The sequence below is a fragment of the Corynebacterium sp. UMB2355A genome (assembly GCF_033877495.1).
GTDB classification, from domain to species: domain Bacteria; phylum Actinomycetota; class Actinomycetes; order Mycobacteriales; family Mycobacteriaceae; genus Corynebacterium; species Corynebacterium pseudogenitalium.
The window spans coordinates 806,192-823,542 of sequence record NZ_CP138855.1 but is presented as its reverse complement, the minus strand read 5'-3'; the positions used below and the strand labels follow the sequence as shown (position 1 = coordinate 823,542).

The window sequence follows — 17,351 nt, the reverse complement described above, 5'->3', positions numbered from 1 at the left end:
CCTTTATGTCCATGCGTCCAGAGCTTTCTGACTATACCCACCTGGCTGGCGGCAAAGTCCGCGAGATTTACGAGGTGGATGACGAAACGTTATTGATGGTGGCGTCCGACCGCATTTCGGCGTTCGACTTCTCGCTGGAGCCGGCGATCCCGGATAAGGGCCGGATTCTGACTGCCACGTCCATGTTCTTCTTCGACCTGCTTTCGGGTGTGCGCAATCACCTGGCGGGCCCGGTTGATGATCCCCGGATTCCGGAGGAGGTCCTCGGCCGCTCGTACGTGGTGAAGAAGCTGAAGATGATTCCGTTCGAGTGTGTCGCTCGCGGTTACCTGACTGGTTCGGGCAAGAAAGAGTACGACCGCACCGGTATGGTCTGCGGCGTGAAGCTGCCCGAGGGCCTGGTTGAGGCCTCGAAGTTACCGGAGCCGATTTTCACCCCGGCGACGAAGGCCGCGCAGGGCGACCACGATGAGAACGTGACGTTCGAGTATGTGGAGGAGAAGGTGGGCGCGAAGCTCGCTGCCCAGCTGCGCGACCTCACCTTGGAGGTGTACACCAAGGCTGCGGAGTACGCGGAGACCAAGGGCATCATCCTCGCGGATACGAAGCTGGAGTTCGGCGTCGACGAGGAAGGCAACCTGGTCCTTGCGGACGAGGTACTCACGCCTGATTCGTCCCGCTACTGGCCAGCCGATACGTACGAGGAAGGCAAGGTGCAGCCGAGCTTCGATAAGCAGTACGTGCGCAACTGGCTCACCGGCCCGAAGTCCGGCTGGGACCCTGCGGAGAACACGCAGCCACCGGAGCTGCCTGGTTCCGTGGTGGAGGCGACCCGCGACCGTTACATCGAGGCGTACGAGCGCCTCAGCGGCGAGAAGTTTGGGGACTGGCCGGGGGCGCGTGCCTAAGGCGTGAGGTTGCGCGTAGACTCGTCGCCTATGACGAATTTCAGCGCGCAACCGCCAGTGGCAGCACAACACCCTACGACTCGCGTGTTTCATGGACGCGAGTTCGTCGATAATTATGAGTGGCTCCGGGACAAGCAGTCCCCGGAGACCATTGCCTATTTGGAGGCGGAGAACGCGTATACCGCGGAGGCGACCGCCCCGTTTGCCCCGCTCGCTGAGCAGGTTTACCAGGAGATGAAGTCTCGCATCAAGGAGACTGATATGTCCGTGCCGCAGCGCAACGGCGACTGGTGGTACTACGGCCGCACCATCGAGGGTAAGAGCTACGGCGTGTCCTGCCGCGTGCGGGTCGGCGACGACCCGTGGACGCCGCCGACGCTGCCGGAGGACGGCTCGCCGCTGCCGGGGGAGCAGGTGCTGCTTGACCTCAACGAGATGGCCGAGGGCCATGAGTTCTTCTCACTCGGCGCGTCAGCGGTATCTACGTCGGGGCGCTTGCTCGCCTTTTCGACGGATACCTCCGGCGACGAGCGCTTCGACCTGCGCATCAAGGACCTGGAGACCGGCGAGCTGCTGCCGGATACCATCGAAGGTGCCTTTTACGGCGCGACGTGGGCGGGGGAGCAGTACCTGTTTTACCTGCGCGTTGATGACGCGTGGCGCCCGCACCAGGTGTGGCGCCACGAGGTAGGCACGGCGGCGTCAGAGGACGTGCTGGTCTACCAGGAGGACGACGAGCGCTTCAACCTCGGCGTGGGCGGGGACCGCGCCGAGCAGTTCCTGTACATCGTGGCCAGCTCGAAGCTGACCAGTGAGTGGCGTGCGGTACCCCTGGAGACGCCGACCGCCGAGTTCGAGGTGCTGTGGCCGCGCGAGGAAGGCGTGGAGTACGACCTAGATTACGCGGAGCTCGCCGGGCGCGGGTACTGGGTGGTCACGCACAACGCCACCGGCCTCAACTTCGCAGTGGGGACCTGCCCGGTGGATGCGCGGGTGCCGCTGACTGAGCTGGAGACGTTCGTGGAGCACAGCGCGGATGTGCGCGTAGAGGGCGTCGATACGTACCGGGACTTCCTGTTTTGTGCCTACCGCTCCGGCGGCATTAGCAGGCTTGCGGTAGCGCCTGTGGAGGGCGGCAGCTTCGGCGCGCTGCGCGAGCTCGAGTTCGACGAGGAGCTCTACACCGTGGGCTTGGGCGGTAACCCCGAGTGGGACGCCCCGGTGGTGCGGCTGACCTACACCTCGTTTACGCAGCCTGCCCAGCTGTTCGACTACCAGGTGGCCACCCGCGGCGTGACGTTGCTGAAGCAGCAGGAGGTGCTCGGGGGCTACGACGCCGCCGACTACGTTGCCAGCCGCATGTGGGCTACGGCCGACGACGGAACCCAGGTGCCGATCTCCGTGGTGCACCGCGCGGACCTGGACATGACCCATCCGCACCCGACGCTGCTCTACGCCTACGGCTCCTACGAGTCCTCCGTGGACCCAGGCTTTTCCGTGGCGCGACTGTCGCTGCTGGACCGCGGCATGGTGTGGGCGTGCGCGCACGTGCGCGGTGGCGGTGAGATGGGCCGCGGCTGGTACGACAATGGCAAGATGCTCACGAAGAAGAACACGTTCACCGACTTCATCGCGTGCGCCGACGAGCTGGTGCGCGCGGGCGTGAGCTCCTACGACACGCTTGTGGCCGAGGGCGGATCGGCGGGCGGGATGCTGATGGGCGCGATTGCGAACATGGCCCCGGAGAAGTTCGCGGGCATCCAGGCGATCGTGCCGTTTGTGGACCCGCTGACCTCAATCCTCATGCCGGAGCTGCCACTGACCGTGGTGGAGTGGGAGGAGTGGGGCGACCCGTACCACGACCCGGAGGTCTACGACTACATGGCCTCCTACGCCCCGTACGAGAACATCACAGCCCAGCGCTACCCGGACATCCTTGCAGTGACCAGCCTGAACGATACGCGCGTGCTGTACGTGGAGCCCGCGAAGTGGGTGGCGAAGCTGCGTGAGATAGCTACGGGCGGGGAGATTCTGCTTAAGACGGAGATGTCCGCGGGCCACGGCGGTGTGTCCGGCCGCTACGAGAAGTGGAAGCAGACCGCGTTCGAGTACGCCTGGACGCTCGTACACTCGGGGGCGTGCACCGTCTAGCAGCCGCAAAATAAAGGACTCCCGCGGGAGGGATCCGTTCGTTATACTGTCTTCGTCGTAATGACCTCCGAGACACGAAGGATTCTCATGGCAAAAGTCGTGGTAAATGTCATGCCTAAGGCTGAAATTTTGGATCCGCAGGGCCAAGCTGTCCTGCGCGCGCTGGGCAGAATCGGGGTGAACGGTGTCGAGGACGTGCGTCAGGGCAAGCGCTTTGAAATCGAAGTCGACGACACCGTGTCCGACGATGAGCTCAAGCGCGTCGCCGAAACCCTCCTGGCAAATATGGTGATTGAAGACTTCGAGGTTGTTCGATGACGGCAACCATCGGTGTAATCACGTTCCCAGGCACGCTCGACGACGTCGATGCGTTGCGTGCCGTCCGCCTGGCTGGCGCACAGCCGAAGTCGCTGTGGCACGCTGATGAAGATTTGACGGGTGTTGACGCCGTCGTGGTCCCCGGTGGGTTTTCCTACGGGGACTATTTGCGTTCCGGAGCCATCGCCGCACAGGCCCCGATGATGGGCGCTGTGGTGGAGGCTGCGAAGAAGGGCATGCCGGTGCTGGGCATCTGCAACGGTTTCCAGATCCTCACCGAGGCTGGCCTGCTGCCGGGCGCGCTGACCCGCAATCAGCACCTGAACTTCCACTGCGTGGACACCTACCTTGAGGTGGCCAACGCGGAGACCGCGTGGACGAACCGCTTCAACGAGGGGGACAAGATCCTCGTGCCGGCGAAGCACGGCGAGGGCCGCTTCCAGGCGTCCGCCGAGACCATTGAGCAGCTGGAGAAGGAAGGCCGCGTGGTGTTCCGCTACACGGATAACTTCAACGGTTCCATCAACGCGATTGCTGGTGTGACGAGCGAAAACGGTCGCATCGTTGGGCTCATGCCGCACCCGGAGCACGCGATTGAGGCGCTTACGGGGCCGTCGACGGACGGGCTCGGGTTGTTCTTGTCCGCTATTTCTTCGATCGGAGCGTAGGGAAACAATGACTGTACATAATGACACGGTGGAGCACGCCGCGCAGACTCCTGAGCTGGAGCAGCCCTACGCGGAACTCGGCCTGAAGACCGACGAGTACGAAAAGATCAAGCGCATCCTGGGCCGCCGCCCGACGGATGCGGAGCTGACGGTGTACTCCGTCATGTGGTCCGAGCACTGCTCCTACAAGTCCTCCAAGGTGCACCTGCGCTACTTTGGGGAGACGATGACGGAGGAGATGGCGTCGAAAATTCTGGCCGGTATCGGCGAGAACGCGGGCGTCGTCGACATCGGTGACGGCGACGCGGTGACCTTCCGCGTGGAGAGCCACAACCACCCGTCCTTCGTGGAGCCCTACCAGGGTGCCGCGACGGGTGTGGGCGGCATTGTGCGCGACATCATGGCGATGGGCGCGCGCCCAATCGCGGTGATGGACCAGCTGCGCTTCGGCCCTGCTGACGCACCGGACACCAAGCGAGTCCTGCCTGGCGTGGTGCACGGCGTTGGCGGCTACGGCAACTCGCTGGGCCTGCCGAACATTGGCGGCGAGACCGTCTTCGACGAGGCATACGCGGGTAACCCGCTGGTCAACGCGCTGTGCGTGGGCACGCTCAAGGTCGAGGACCTGAAGCTGGCGTTCGCCTCCGGCACGGGCAACAAGGTGGTCCTCTTCGGCTCCCGCACGGGCCTTGACGGCATCGGCGGCGTGTCGGTGCTGGGCTCTGCGACCTTCGAGGAAGGCGAGGAGCGCAAGCTCCCAGCCGTCCAGGTTGGCGACCCGTTCGCGGAAAAGGTCCTCATCGAGTGCTGCCTGGAGCTGTACAAGGCCGGCGTTGTCGTCGGTATTCAGGACCTCGGTGGCGGCGGCTTGGCGTGTGCTACCTCCGAGCTGGCTGCGGCGGGCGACGGCGGCATGACCGTCAACCTGGACAACGTGCCACTGCGCGCGGCGAATATGAGCGCCGCCGAGATCCTGGCGTCTGAGTCCCAGGAGCGCATGTGCGCCGTGGTCACCCCTGAGAACGTGGATCGCTTCATGGAGATCTGCGCGAAGTGGGAGGTCGGTGCGGCCGTGATTGGTGAGGTCACCGATGAGAAGGACCGCTACCTCGTCTACCACAAGGGCGAGTTGGTACTGGACGCGCCGCCGTCATCGATCGACGAAGGCCCGGTCTACGACCGCCCGTACGCGCGCCCCGAATGGCTTGATGGCGTGCAGGCGAAGGCGGACGTCGATACTTCGGAGGACCTGGAGGCTACCTGGCTGAAGATGGTTGCCTCCCCGGCGCTGTGCTCCCGCGACTTCATTACGCAGCAGTACGACCGCTACGTGCGTGGCAACACCGTGCAGGCCCAGTACTCGGATGCGGGCGTGCTGCGCATCAACGAGGAGACCTCGCGCGGCGTGGCGATTTCCGCTGACGCGTCCGGCCGCTACGCCTACCTGGACCCGAACATGGGTGTGCGCCTCGCGCTTGCGGAGGCCTACCGCAATGTTGTGGTCACCGGCGCGAAGCCGGTCGCGGTGACGAACTGCCTCAACTTCGGTTCCCCTGAGAACCCCGACGTAATGTGGCAGTTCCGCGAAGCCGTCCACGGCCTCGCCGACGGCGCTGCTGAGCTGGAGATTCCGGTCTCCGGCGGCAACGTGTCCTTTTACAACCAGACCGGCGAGACCCCAATCCTGCCGACCCCAGTCGTGGGCGTGCTCGGCGTGATCGAGGACGTCAACGCCGCCATCCCGCACCGCCTGCCGAAGGGCGAGGGCGAGCAGACCTTGCTCGTGCTGGGTGACACGAAGGCGGAGTTCGGCGGCTCGGTGTGGCAGGACATCTCCGGCCAGAGCCTGAGTGGTCTGCCGCCGCAGGTGGACCTCGCGAACGAGGAGCGCCTCGGCGAGTTGCTTCACGCGAACAAGGATATTCTTGCCGCGCACGACCTGTCTGAGGGTGGCTTGTCCCAGGCTGTCTTCGAGATGCTGCTGGGCTCCGGCAAGGGCGCCAAGCTGGATCTTCGGCGGTCCACGAGGACGCGTTCACCGCGCTGTTCTCCGAGTCCGCCTCCCGCGTGCTCGTCGCGGTGGATCCGTCGCTTGTCGACGCCACCATCGAGCGCGCAAACGCCACCGGCGTCCCAGCGCACGTGTTGGGCACCACCACCGACGACGGCCAGATCACCTTCGGTGAGCACTCCGTCGCCGTGGCCGCGCTGGCCGACGCGTGGGCGAATACGTTGCCGGCACTGTTCGGCAACGCGACGGCCCCGAACGCCGCGCTGTAGTTAGCGCGATTTAGAGGTTATGCCGCCAGGTCATTACGGTGCCTGGCGGCGTTTCCATGCGCAGGCCTGTTGCCTCAACGCCGGGCTGGGAGGCATCGTCGACGGAGAAGCTGACGAAGGTCTGGTTGTAGGTCTGGTTGGGGACGAGGTCCTGCGGGTTTCGCGGTAGGCCAGGGAGCTCTACGGTGTCGCAGAGCTGGGTGGCAAAGTTGCGCACGCGGTTCGCCGCCACGTTGCCTTCGCCGACGATGGTGATGTCGGGGCTGGCTACGCTTTCGTCGGGGCTGTCGCCTGCGGTGTTGCCGGTGTAGACGTAGCTGATGTCGAAGCACCGTAGCTGGGTCACGTCGGCGAGCGCGGTGTCGGCGTTGGTGTAGTCGCCGACGCGGCTGCGTGCCTCCTGCCCTGAGATGACGCGGGGGTTCTCTACGCGGGCCCGGAAGTGGTACGCCCCGCCGCTATCGCCGAGGAGCGTGACGGCGGCGGACTGGCGGAACTGCAGCGCGGTCGCCGTCTTCGGCTGGGGCGCCGCGCAGCCCGCCATCGACCCGGCGAGGCAGGCGCTCGCGGCCAGCAGCCCAGCGGTTCGCTTCAGCACTGACATAGCCGCCACTAGTCGACGCGCTGCTGCGCATCATCTGGGCGCACCAGCGGCTCCGGCTCGTACTGCGCCCGCAGGTCCTTGAGCGTCTGCGTGTGCTCCCAGAGGCGCTTGTCCTCGTCCGTGACTGGGGTGAACTTGCGCGCGGCCAGCGGGTTGCCGTCGATGTCGATACCGATGTAGGTCACCGTGGCGTGAATCGCGTTCTGGAGCGACTCGCGTCCGCCGCGCGGATCCCCCGATCGAACAAAGATAGAGGTGTGCATCGAGCGTGCATCCGTCCTGGTCAGGCGCGCTTCCACCTCGATGAGGTCGCCGATGTGGATCGGCTTGTAGAAGCGGATGCCGCCCGCGTACACCGCTGCGGTGCGTTCCCCGGACCACTCCATCGTGCAGGCCATGCCGGCCTCATCGATCCACTCCATGGCGGTGCCGCCGTGCACATCGCCGCCCCAGTTGATGTCGGTCGGCTTCGCCAGGAAGCGGTGGATCGTGCGCGGTGCGGTGGAGTCGTCCGTGTAGGTCTGTTCCAGCATGGACGCCTCGATGGCCTTGCGCAGGTCGATGCGGGAGATCGCGGCGGCTTCCACGCGGCGCTCCTCATCGGTCTCAGGCGTAAATGTCGGCACCGGGGTTGGGCGCCCAGCTGTATCCTTTGCCACGAAAATCACCAGGCAGTCGCACGCGCGAGTGAAAACACCTTCCCGGGGGTCTGCCGAGAGCACCTCGTTGACGATGTGCATGGAAGTGCGGCCAGTCATCGCGATCCGGGAACGGACCTCCACAATGTGACCCGACGGAATCGGTCGGGTGAAGTGGATGTGGCCGACGTAGGCAGTCACGCAGTAGGTCGAAGACCACTGCGCGGCACACGCGTATGCCGCCTTGTCGATCCACTGCAACACACGGCCACCCGAAACACCCTGGGCGCCCGCGTGGAGAACATCTGTAGGAGCCGCCATGAAACGCAGCGTGATGGAAGGAGACTTCATGGCACCACAGCATAATATGAAATCCATGGCACAGAGGAAGGCACAGAAGAAGACAGAGGTGGACCCGGCAGCGACTCGAGCGGCCGTCTTGGCAATCAAGGACTGGCTGTTGGACGAAGAGGGCGTCGATAAGCCCGGCAGGGCGCTGCTTGCCGACGCCGTTCGCCGCACCGCCCGCACCCTCGCCCACGAGATGCCCGGACACACAGTAGAGCTGCGAGTACCCCCGTTTGTTGCGGTGCAGTGCGTCGAAGGCCCCCGCCACACCCGCGGCACCCCGCCCAACGTCGTGGAGATGGACCCGACCACCTGGCTGCGAATCGCCACAGGTTGTGCCACTTTCGAGGAAGAAGTTCGCGCCGGGCGTATCGACGCCTCTGGCTCCCGAGCCCACGAAGTCCAAAAAGGGCTGCCCGTTCTACCCCTTCACCCCTAGGTGTTCGTTAGAGTAGAGCACGTGCGAACCGAAGAGGAATACATCGGGGATGACACGCCGCGCGAAGAATGCGGTGTGTTCGGCGTTTGGGCGCCCGGTGAAGACGTATCAAAACTGACATATTTCGGACTATTTGCCCTCCAGCACCGCGGCCAAGAAGGCGCAGGTATCGCTGTGGGCGACCATGACCAAGTGGTGGTGTTCAAGGACATCGGGCTGGTCAGCCAAATCTTTGACGAGCCGACGCTCGGCGCGTTGCAAGGCGACGTCGCCATCGGCCACACCCGGTACTCCACGGCGGGCAATAACTCGTGGGACAACGTGCAGCCGATGTACCGCGTCAGCCCCAACGGCACCGACGTCGCGCTGGCACACAACGGCAACCTGACCAACTACGTGGAGCTGCAGCGCGAAGCCGTGGAGCGCAAGCTCATCCCCGCCGACGGGGTAGAGGGCCAGGGCTCCTCCTCCGACACGGCGGTCGTCTCCGCCCTGCTTGCCGACGCCATCCGCGACGACGTCACCCTCCTGGAATCCGCGCGCCAACTCCTGCCGCGCGTCAAGGGTGCGTTCTGCTTCATGGTGACCGACGGTAAAACCCTCTACGCGGCCCGCGACCCACACGGCGTGCGCCCACTGTGCCTCGGCCGCCTGGAACGCGGCTGGGTCGTCGCATCCGAAACGTGTGCGCTGGACATCGTGGGCGCCTCCTTCGTCCGCGACATCGAACCAGGCGAGCTCATCGCCATCGACGAGACCGGCGTCCACTCCGAGCGCTTCGCCGACGCACCGCACGCGCACTGCGTGTTCGAGTACGTCTACGTCGCCCGGCCCGACTCAGTTGTCGACGGCCAATCCGTCAACAGCGCCCGCATCGACATCGGGCGCCGCCTGGCCCGCGTCGCACCCGTCGACGCTGACCTGGTCATGCCGGTCCCAGAGTCCGGCACCCCGGCAGCAATCGGCTACGCCGAGGAGTCCGGCATCCCGTTTAAGCAGGGCATGATGAAGAACGCCTACGTGGGCCGCACCTTCATCCAGCCCTCGGACACGCTGCGCCAGTTGGGCCTGCGACTGAAGCTCAACCCGGTGCGCGAAGTCATCGAGGGTAAGAAGCTCGTCGTCGTGGATGACTCCATCGTGCGCGGCAACACCCAGCGCAAACTGATCCGTATGCTGCGCGAGGCCGGCGCCGCCGAAGTGCACGTGCGCATCGCTTCGCCACCGGTGAAGTGGCCGTGCTTCTACGGCATCGACTTCGCCAGCCCCGGCGAGCTCATCGCCAACCACGGGCGCGGCGGCAACGAAGAAGTTGTTGCCGAGTCCATCAGGACCATGGTGGGTGCGGACTCCCTGGCGTTCGTCACCACCGAGGACATGATCGCCTCCACCAACCAGCCAGCCTCCAACCTCTGCGCGGCCTGCTTCACCGGCGAGTACCCACTCGGGCTCCCGGAGGGCAACCACAACGCAGATCTTGTTCGTCGTCTTCAGAAAGGTGAAAACGCATCATGACCCACCACAACACCCCAGCTGACTCGGGCGTGTCCTACGAGGCCGCAGGTGTCTCCATCGAAGCCGGCGACAAAGCCGTAGAGTTGCTCGCGCCCCTTGCCAAGCGCGCCTCCCGCCCAGAGGTCCAGGGTGGCATCGGCGGCTTCGCCGGCCTGTTCGCCTTGGGCAAGTACAAGGAGCCGCTGCTCGCGGCCGGATCCGACGGCGTCGGTACCAAGCTGGCCGTCGCTCAGGCGATGGACAAGCACGACACCATCGGCATCGACCTGGTCGCCATGTGCGTCGACGACCTTGTCGTCTGCGGCGCGGAGCCACTTTTCTTGCAGGACTACATCGCGATCGGCAAGGTCGTTCCCGAGAAGGTAGCCGACATTGTTTCCGGCATCGCCGAGGGCTGCGTCCAGGCGGGCTGCGCGCTGCTCGGCGGCGAGACCGCTGAACACCCAGGCGTCATGGACGTCAACGACTACGACGTTTCCGCCACCGCCATCGGCGTCGTCGAAGCTTCCGAGCTCCTCGGCCCGGACAAGGTCCGCGAGGGCGACACCATCATCGCGATGGCGTCCTCCGGCCTGCACTCCAACGGCTACTCACTCGCACGCTACGTGCTGCTCGAGCGCGCCGGGCTGCCTCTCGACGGCCACGTCGACGCCCTCGGCCGCACCCTCGGCGAGGAGCTTTTGGAACCAACCAAGATCTACGCTCTCGACTGCCTGGCGCTTGCCAAGGAGTGCGACGTGCGCACCTTCTGCCACGTCACTGGCGGCGGCCTGGCGGGCAACATGGAGCGCATCATCCCTGAGGGCCTCGTTGCCGACATGGACCGCTCCACCTGGACCCCCGGTCCGATCTTCCAGACCATCCAATCCGTCGGCGACGTCCCCGTCGAGGAGATGGAGAAGACCTTCAACATGGGCATCGGCATGGTGGCCGTCGTGGCACCAGAAGCGCGTGACCAGGCGTTGGCGCTGCTGAAGGACCGCGGCATCGACAGCTGGGTCCTCGGCGAGGTCCGCGCTGCAGATGCCGACGAGGATGCCCGCGCGGTGCTTCGGGGCCAGCATTCTTAGGACTCACGCACCACATTCCGCAATTTCAATCACCGGGCTTCACAAAAGCCTAGGTCGCTGATTGGCTGTGCAGGAATGTGGTGTCGCCTTAGTGGCCTCAGTGCCAAAGGACGCACCCAGTTTTATCTAGCCCTTTTGTGACCTGTGGATATGTAAGTGGCCTGTTTTGGAATTGTGTCCTTTGGCACTCGTGCTCCTGTGCGTGCACCAAATTCCCTCCCGCCCGACCAGCGACCAGGGAAAACGCCAGGCCTCTACCTAAGGGAAACCAAGGAATTTGGTGTCTCCTTGGTGCCAGCAGCCTCTGAACGAGTGTTAAGGCACCAAAAGAACACCCGCGGCCCGGATGGGCAGCAGGTGTTCTTTGTAAGCGTTGGACGTTTAGCGGCCTGAGGTGCCGTACGCATCCCAGTCGGCGTAATCGGCGTACTGTTCATCTACCTCGTAGTCGTCGTCCTCTTCCCAGCTCTTCTTCGGAGCTTTGCCTGCGAGCTCGCGTTGGAGCGACTCGAGGTCCATTTCAGGAGAGTTGTACTTCAGTTGGCGAGCAACCTTGGTCTGCTTTGCTTTGGCGCGTCCGCGACCCATTGCGTGACCCCCTTGAGGTGGTTCTTCTGGGCGGCTCCCGGGCAGGGAGCGGCCTCATGCTTTTCGATTCGTTAATTGTCCTGTAGGACATAATAGCGCGAACGTTCCAAAAATTCCCCTCCACGGGGTGACCTGTGTGTTTGCCCAGCGGGCCCCGGCAAGAGCCCGCACCGGGCCCCAATTTGAGACCTAGTTGCCGCGCAGCCGTTGTTGTGCCTTGCGCCCGGCTTTCTCGCCCTCGTCGGTGGGGAGGGAATCGGGGTCGATGCGGGCGGAAACGCCATCGATGTCAAGGTCGACGTCAGTGCCGGCGTTGAGTGCGGACCGTTTCAGGCGGGCCAGTGCGATGGGGCCGTAGTCGGCGTCGTGGACGACGGTGCCGAGTGTGCCAACCGCGCGCCCGCCCGCCCGGATGGTTGCACCGATCTCTGGCTCGGTGGGTGCGGAGCCGTCGAGCTGCAGCATGACCATCAGGCGGGGGGAGCGGCCAATGTTTTCCACGCGCGCGACGGTCTCTTGTCCGCGGTAGCAGCCCTTCTCCAGGTGGACTGCGGCGATGCGGTCACCGCGGTTGATCAGGCGCGGGGCTTCGTGCGGGATGGTTTTTTCGTCGCAGTCGGCGCCGAGTTCGGGCTCGCCGGCCCGCACGCGCTCGGCGGTGAACGCCATCAGCCCGCCGAGCACGCCGCCGCGTTCCACCAGCGCATCGACGACCTCTTCGAGCCGGTCGCGTTCGACCGCGATGTCGAAGCGCGCGTGCGCGGTCCACGGGGACACCCGCCGGGAAAACGCCGTGCCGTCCATCGACGCGAGGGCTTCCGTGGCGTCGGCTGGGCCGATGAGCGTGAGGATCGCCAGGTCGGTGTCGGTGATGGTGACGTCGGACCAGAACACCATTTTGCGCAGGAACGCGGTGAAGGTTTCGTATTGCGCGGCTGGCAGGTCGAGGTAGAACGTGGCGCCGTCGTAGAAGACGTCGGCGTGGTGGAGGATCCTGCCCTGCGCGTCGAGGTCGAGGGCGGAGGCTGCGAAGCCGGAGGGGGCGTCGTCAAGCTTTTGTGAGAGGAGGTTGTTTAAGAACTCTGGTGCGTCGGGCCCCGCGACCGCGATGATGCGGCGCTGCGAGCGGTCGATGATGACGGGCTGGGTGTCCATGGCGCGTTGTTCGCCGAGCGGCTCCCCGTAGTGCCAGGCGACCCCCTTCGCGTCGAGCGGCGTCGTGCCCGCAAACTCTGCGGCGCCAGGGCGTTGCAAAAGTGGAGAAGAGTTCAACACATCCACCATCGTAGCGGGATACTATGAACGCATGGGTTCGTCGCACTTGTTACCAGCTCCAGTGATCTATCTTGTGGAACCGTTCGGCGGTTCTATTCGACGCCAAAACGCCAGCATGCCGCACGTGTTTTGGGACGACGCCGCCGTCACGCGTGGCGACGGCATCTTCGAAACCATCCTGATCCGGAAGGGGGTGCCCGCCAACCTTGAGGCCCACATTGAGCGTTTCCGGCGAAGCGCCCGCACACTCGACCTGCCGGACCCGGGGGTGGACCACTGGGTGAAGGCGACGAATGAGGCGGTGGCCGACTACGTGCGCGAGCGCGGCAGCGAGCCGGAGGAAGTGGACGCGCGCTGCGTGTGGACGATGACGCGCGGCCGCGAAACCACCGGGGTGCCCACAGCGTGGCTGACGGTGCGCCCCATCGACGAGACTGCCCTGAAGCAGCGCAAGAGCGGGGTGTCGGTGATGACGACCTCGCGTGGCTACTCCCTGGACACCGGTGAGCACGCAGTGCCGTGGATGCAGGTAGGCGCGAAGACCTTGAACTATGCGGCGAACATGGCTGCGCTGCGCTGGGCGAAGAGCCACGGGCACGACGACATCATCTACATCGACCCCACCACCGAGCGCGTGCTGGAAGGTGCGAACTCGACGGTGATCGTGGTGAAGAAGGGCGGGCGGATCCGCACGCCGAAGCCGGGGCCGGGCATCCTGCCGGGCACGACGCAGGCCGCGCTGTTCGAGTACGCATCCGAGCGCGGCTGGAAGTGCAAGCAGAAAGACATCTACCTCAATGAGCTGTTCAAGGCTGAGTCGGTGTGGCTGGTGAGCTCCACGCGGATGGCGACGAGGGTGAAGCGCCTGAATGACAAAAAGCTCCCGGCCCCCGAGAACGCTCGGGAGATCCAGGAGCTGGTGCAGCAGGCGCTCGACGCGAGTCTTGGCCTGTAAAAGCCGGTAAACCCTAGTGCTTAGCCGGCGATGCGCTTGAGCTCGGCGGACATGTAGGGGACCATCTCGCCGTCGACGGCGCGCTCGTCAACCCAACCGAGGTTGTTGTTTGGCATCAGGCCGTAGACGCGCTTGCCGGGGCCGTGGTTCTCAGGGCCCGTTTCCGTCACGATGGTCGACGCGCTGGTCAGCTGCCATGCGCGCTCGTTGAGCAGCGTGCCGTACATGATCTCGGTGAGCCCGCGGGAGTTGGTGAGGGTGACCTCGATTTCGTCCTTCAGGGAAATGCGCCAGAAGCCGACCTCGCGCTGGTCCGCGCCGGTGGGTTTGCCGTCCTCGTCCAGGCGCCAGATGCGGGACTCGAAGCGGAGGTAATTCTCGCCGTCGTGGGAGATGACCAGCTGCTGGCCAAACGCGTACTCGTCGCCGTTATCGTTGGCCTGGCCCTCGCCGTGCCACACGCCGACCAGCGGCAGAAGTGCTAAGAGGCCGTCGTGCAGGTTGGGGCCCTCGCGAAGGTTGGCCGTGTCCGCTGGCAGCGGCATTTCATCAAACCCAAGCGCTGGGATATTGCGGTGCGCAGTCGCCTTCGACTGTTCAGCGGCGAGGTTGACTGCTTCGTTTCCGTTTAGTTTTTCACTCATGCGTACCAGGCTACAACGTCCTACACCAGCGGCGCGAGGTCGCTGGCCTCCACGACGGTGTTGATGCGGTCGCGGGAAAACTCGATGGAGCCGCCGGAAAGTTGCACGTTGTCGGCCTGGCCGCCTAGCGGCAGGTCGCGGGTGTCCCTGTCCAGGGTGTACGCGTCGATGACGCGGTCGGTGAGGTCGGAGGGGACGTCGATAAGCTGGCTGGGCCGCATGCGGAACGTGGGGCCGTCGAGGCGCAGGGTGACCACGACTGTGGTGGGAATGTCCGTGCCGGGGACGGTGCCGGTCATGCGGGCTTCGCTTGCGGTGCCGCCGGAGGGCGAGATGTCGTAGGGGTGCGCGATGTCGAGGTCGGTCATGCCGAGGAGCTGGCCGAACGCGACGCCGTCGAGGCGTACTGTGCGGCGCACGACGTCGGCTTGCGCGCCAGTGAGGTCCGCGCGGCGCAGGCGTTGCCCGGCGTTTGCGGGCAGTTCCAGGTTGATCAGCTCCACCCCGGCGTTGCCCACGCCGACGCCCGCCACCGGCACGTCTACGGAGTGCAGGCTCACCCTTGACACAGCTCCGGTCACAGCAGCCAGCGCCACCGGGAACCCGGAGATGTAGGCCTCGGGGGCGACTTCGAGCCCGTTGAGCTGCGCGGCCTGCCTCGACAGCGTGCGCTCCACGCCGGAGGCAAACAGGGTGTCGGCGGTGCCACCGATGCACAGCACCGCAACGAGCCCGAGTGCGATCGACCGTTTCTTCACGTCTCTAGTTGTACACACACGCTAGCCTTGGGGCATGACGAACACTCGCTTTCACCCCCAACCGCTCACGCTGCCGGAACATCCGGAGACGGCCAAACAGGTCGAGGCGATGCTGCAGCGCGTCGCGGACTACGACGGCATCGCAGCCTTTTCCGAGCAGTTCCTCAACGGGCTTCACGACGCCCGCCTGGGCCACAACCACCTGGTAGTCAACCAAGGTGACGACGTTGTAGGAGTCGTGGGGTTCGCCCCGGACGGTTCGGCGGAGCTCGCGGTGGATCCGCAGTCGCGAGGTCAGGGGATGGGCCGCAGCCTTGTCGACGCCACCTTCGCCCACAACCCCGCCGCCGGCCTATGGGCCCACGGCAACCTGCCCGACGCACACGAGGTTGCGCTGCTCCTCGGGCTCCGCCCGGTGCGCGAGCTGCTCGTGATGCGTCTGGACGAGGTGCGCGCTGAACCCGTGCAGCTGCCCGAGGGATACGAGGCGTTCAACCTCACCGAGGCGAGCGCAAAGTGGGGCCGTGGGGCCGTCGAAAAGGCGTGGCTGGAGGCCAACAACCAGGCGTTTTCCTGGCACCCGGAGCAAGGCGGCTGGGATATCGAGCGCCTGCACCGCGCGATGGAAGCGGAGTGGTTCGACCCAGCCGGGGTGTGGCTGCTCTACCGCGGCGAGGAGCTTGCGGGCTTCCACTGGACGAAGCGCCACCCGGACGGCACCGGAGAGGTCTACGTTGTCGGCTTGGCGGACGCCTTCCGCGGCCACGGCCTTGGCGGCGTATTGATGGAACTGGGGCTGGTTCACCTCGCGGAGCAGGGAAGCCCGGCCGTGATCCTCTACGTTGAGGCGGACAATGCCCCGGCCGTGAAGCGCTACGAGGAGCTTGGATTCCAGGTCGCGGAGCGCCACGTCGTATATAAAGCGGCGGGGGCAGCGGCGGGTGATTAAACCCAACCGTCACGCAACATTCATGTGAAGTTCACGAATAGGGGCCTTTAGTGTTCACCATCACGCTTTAGCGTTACTCCTCGAACATTAAAGGTCACTATTTCTTGGAAAGGTATTCCACGTGAATTTCAAAAATCAGCGTTCTGCAGCAGTATTCGGTGCATTGGCGGTAGCGTCGGCCGCGTTGGTTGCGTGTGGCAACGGTGCAGACAATGCGGCGGACACCTCCGCAACGGATACCCCCGGTTCCGATGCTGCAGTCGCAGGGGAGTACGAACTTTCCGGCGAAACTGGGCAGCTGCTGGCGGAGGGCGCGTCTTCGCAGCAGAACGCGATGGATTACTTCCGTACGGTGTACGAGGCGGACGTTCCGGGCGCGACGCTGGCATACAACCCGACTGGTTCCGGCGCTGGCGTGAAGCAGTTCCTGGACAACCAGGTGGTCTTCGCTGGTTCCGACTCGCCACTGAAGGAAGAGGAAGTCGCAAAGGCTGCGGAGCGCTGCGGTGGCAACGAGGCGTGGCACCTGCCGTTCGTGATTGGCCCTGTCGCGGTTGCATACAACCTGGAGGGCGTCGACGAGCTGACGCTGAGCGTCGACAACATCGTGGAGATCTTCCAGGGCGTCATCAAGAACTGGAATGACCCGAAGATTGCGGAGTCCAACCCGGGCGTGGAGCTGCCGGACCAGAAGATCAACGTCGTTTACCGCGCGGACGAGTCGGGTACCTCGGATAACTTCCAAAAGTTCCTGATTGCGGCGTCGGATGGCAAGTGGGAGTCGAAGGGCAAGGCGTTCCCGACGGAGGTCGGCTCCGGTGCGAATGGCTCCACCGGTGTCGCTGACCAGGTGGCAAACACCCCAGGCGCGATCACCTACGTTGAGGCGGGCTTCGCAGACAAGATTGCGAAGGTTGACTTCGGCAACGGCCCGGTTGAGCTGAACTCCACCACCGTGGGCAACGCGCTGGCACACATGAAGTTCTCCACGGAGGGCCACAACATGGTGGTGGACTCGGAAGCGCTGTTCGCGTCGAAGGATGCGGATTCCTACCCGCTGATCCTGACCACCTACGAAATTGTGTGCTCGGCTGGCTACGATGCCGCAACCGCTGGCATGGTGCGTGACTTCCTGAACGTGGCGCTGGACTCGCAGGACAGCGAGCTGGAGTCCGAGGGCTTCATCCCGGTGTCGGGCGCGCACGCTGAGCGTCTCCGCGAGGCCATCAACGCGATTCAGTAA

Annotated in this window: 16 protein-coding genes and 1 pseudogene; 11 read left to right on the top strand and 6 right to left on the bottom strand. The window is 64.8% G+C overall.

The features are described 5' to 3' along the window. Positions 1-11 precede the first annotated feature (11 nt). From R0V12_RS04025 to purL, 5 genes and pseudogenes are all read left to right on the top strand, one after another. Positions 12-908 (top strand): phosphoribosylaminoimidazolesuccinocarboxamide synthase, encoded by an 897-nt coding sequence (locus R0V12_RS04025; RefSeq protein WP_070363439.1) that lies wholly within the window; start codon positions 12-14, stop codon positions 906-908. 30 nt (positions 909-938) lie between these two features. Then, positions 939-3,059, top strand: coding sequence for a S9 family peptidase (locus R0V12_RS04020; protein ID WP_320072882.1), 2,121 nt, complete (start codon positions 939-941; stop codon positions 3,057-3,059). Between the two features lie 87 nt (positions 3,060-3,146). Beyond that, complete coding sequence (gene purS / locus R0V12_RS04015) at positions 3,147-3,377, top strand: phosphoribosylformylglycinamidine synthase subunit PurS (RefSeq protein WP_070361934.1); 231 nt, start codon at positions 3,147-3,149, stop codon at positions 3,375-3,377. Continuing rightward, complete coding sequence (purQ, locus tag R0V12_RS04010; RefSeq protein WP_070478088.1) at positions 3,374-4,045, top strand: phosphoribosylformylglycinamidine synthase subunit PurQ; 672 nt, start codon at positions 3,374-3,376, stop codon at positions 4,043-4,045. Before purS ends, purQ begins: the two co-directional genes overlap by 4 nt. Before the next feature lie 7 nt (positions 4,046-4,052). Continuing rightward, positions 4,053-6,325, top strand: a pseudogene (purL, locus tag R0V12_RS04005) (phosphoribosylformylglycinamidine synthase subunit PurL). A gap of 10 nt (positions 6,326-6,335) precedes the next feature. Here purL and R0V12_RS04000 read toward each other — a convergent pair. Together R0V12_RS04000 and R0V12_RS03995 are read right to left on the bottom strand one after the other, a co-directional pair. Continuing rightward, positions 6,336-6,929, bottom strand: a complete 594-nt coding sequence (locus R0V12_RS04000; RefSeq protein WP_320072881.1) for a hypothetical protein — start codon at positions 6,927-6,929, stop codon at positions 6,336-6,338. Positions 6,930-6,937: 8 nt separating this feature from the next. Then, complete coding sequence (locus R0V12_RS03995; RefSeq protein ID WP_288792087.1) at positions 6,938-7,918, bottom strand: acyl-CoA thioesterase; 981 nt, start codon at positions 7,916-7,918, stop codon at positions 6,938-6,940. A gap of 25 nt (positions 7,919-7,943) precedes the next feature. Here R0V12_RS03995 and R0V12_RS03990 point away from each other — a divergent pair, with 25 nt between their 5' ends. Genes R0V12_RS03990 through purM form a run of 3 tightly spaced genes read left to right on the top strand, consistent with a single transcriptional unit; the run spans position 7,944 to position 10,939 of the window. After that, positions 7,944-8,354, top strand: coding sequence for a sterol carrier family protein (locus R0V12_RS03990; RefSeq protein ID WP_320072880.1), 411 nt, complete (start codon positions 7,944-7,946; stop codon positions 8,352-8,354). 21 nt (positions 8,355-8,375) lie between these two features. Continuing rightward, on the top strand, positions 8,376-9,869 hold the full coding sequence (purF, locus tag R0V12_RS03985) for an amidophosphoribosyltransferase (protein WP_252931992.1): 1,494 nt from the start codon (positions 8,376-8,378) through the stop codon (positions 9,867-9,869). Next, positions 9,866-10,939: a phosphoribosylformylglycinamidine cyclo-ligase gene (purM, locus tag R0V12_RS03980; RefSeq protein ID WP_070975533.1), complete on the top strand. Its 1,074-nt coding sequence runs from the start codon at positions 9,866-9,868 to the stop codon at positions 10,937-10,939. The genes purF and purM overlap by 4 nt, the downstream gene beginning before the upstream one ends. 381 nt (positions 10,940-11,320) lie before the next feature. Here purM and R0V12_RS03975 read toward each other — a convergent pair whose 3' ends face one another. Together R0V12_RS03975 and ygfZ are read right to left on the bottom strand one after the other, a co-directional pair. Continuing rightward, positions 11,321-11,527: a DUF3073 domain-containing protein gene (locus R0V12_RS03975; protein WP_070975532.1), complete on the bottom strand. Its 207-nt coding sequence runs from the start codon at positions 11,525-11,527 to the stop codon at positions 11,321-11,323. Positions 11,528-11,716: 189 nt separating this feature from the next. Further along, on the bottom strand, positions 11,717-12,802 hold the full coding sequence (gene ygfZ, locus R0V12_RS03970) for a CAF17-like 4Fe-4S cluster assembly/insertion protein YgfZ (protein ID WP_256021430.1): 1,086 nt from the start codon (positions 12,800-12,802) through the stop codon (positions 11,717-11,719). A gap of 31 nt (positions 12,803-12,833) precedes the next feature. Between ygfZ and R0V12_RS03965 the strand changes: the two genes are divergently transcribed. Further along, the gene (locus tag R0V12_RS03965) at positions 12,834-13,757 is read left to right on the top strand and encodes an aminodeoxychorismate lyase (RefSeq protein WP_320072879.1); all 924 of its coding nucleotides are present in this window, start codon (positions 12,834-12,836) and stop codon (positions 13,755-13,757) included. Between the two features lie 20 nt (positions 13,758-13,777). Here R0V12_RS03965 and R0V12_RS03960 read toward each other — a convergent pair whose 3' ends face one another. Next, a complete protein-coding gene (locus R0V12_RS03960; protein ID WP_320072878.1) occupies positions 13,778-14,401 on the bottom strand; it encodes a heme-binding beta-barrel domain-containing protein in 624 nt (207 codons plus the stop codon). A gap of 20 nt (positions 14,402-14,421) precedes the next feature. Then, positions 14,422-15,159, bottom strand: coding sequence for an LmeA family phospholipid-binding protein (locus tag R0V12_RS03955; RefSeq protein ID WP_320072877.1), 738 nt, complete (start codon positions 15,157-15,159; stop codon positions 14,422-14,424). 34 nt (positions 15,160-15,193) lie between these two features. Here R0V12_RS03955 and mshD point away from each other — a divergent pair, with 34 nt between their 5' ends. Both mshD and pstS read left to right on the top strand, forming a co-directional pair. Beyond that, positions 15,194-16,108: a mycothiol synthase gene (gene mshD, locus R0V12_RS03950; protein ID WP_252931975.1), complete on the top strand. Its 915-nt coding sequence runs from the start codon at positions 15,194-15,196 to the stop codon at positions 16,106-16,108. Between the two features lie 121 nt (positions 16,109-16,229). Further along, entirely contained in the window at positions 16,230-17,351 is a 1,122-nt protein-coding gene (pstS, locus tag R0V12_RS03945; protein WP_070361948.1) for a phosphate ABC transporter substrate-binding protein PstS, read from the top strand.

Excerpts from the sequence above, each read along its gene's own strand:
- R0V12_RS04025 (WP_070363439.1), top strand. The coding sequence starts at position 12 with ATGCGTCCAGAGCTTTCTGACTATACCCACCTGGCTGGCGGCAAAGTC.
- R0V12_RS04020 (WP_320072882.1), top strand. The coding sequence starts at position 939 with ATGACGAATTTCAGCGCGCAACCGCCAGTGGCAGCACAACACCCTACG.
- purS (WP_070361934.1), top strand. The coding sequence starts at position 3,147 with ATGGCAAAAGTCGTGGTAAATGTCATGCCTAAGGCTGAAATTTTGGAT.
- purQ (WP_070478088.1), top strand. The coding sequence starts at position 3,374 with ATGACGGCAACCATCGGTGTAATCACGTTCCCAGGCACGCTCGACGAC.
- R0V12_RS04000 (WP_320072881.1), bottom strand. The coding sequence starts at position 6,929 with ATGTCAGTGCTGAAGCGAACCGCTGGGCTGCTGGCCGCGAGCGCCTGC.
- R0V12_RS03995 (WP_288792087.1), bottom strand. The coding sequence starts at position 7,918 with ATGAAGTCTCCTTCCATCACGCTGCGTTTCATGGCGGCTCCTACAGAT.
- R0V12_RS03990 (WP_320072880.1), top strand. The coding sequence starts at position 7,944 with ATGGCACAGAGGAAGGCACAGAAGAAGACAGAGGTGGACCCGGCAGCG.
- purM (WP_070975533.1), top strand. The coding sequence starts at position 9,866 with ATGACCCACCACAACACCCCAGCTGACTCGGGCGTGTCCTACGAGGCC.
- R0V12_RS03975 (WP_070975532.1), bottom strand. The coding sequence starts at position 11,527 with ATGGGTCGCGGACGCGCCAAAGCAAAGCAGACCAAGGTTGCTCGCCAA.
- R0V12_RS03965 (WP_320072879.1), top strand. The coding sequence starts at position 12,834 with ATGGGTTCGTCGCACTTGTTACCAGCTCCAGTGATCTATCTTGTGGAA.
- R0V12_RS03960 (WP_320072878.1), bottom strand. The coding sequence starts at position 14,401 with ATGAGTGAAAAACTAAACGGAAACGAAGCAGTCAACCTCGCCGCTGAA.
- mshD (WP_252931975.1), top strand. The coding sequence starts at position 15,194 with ATGACGAACACTCGCTTTCACCCCCAACCGCTCACGCTGCCGGAACAT.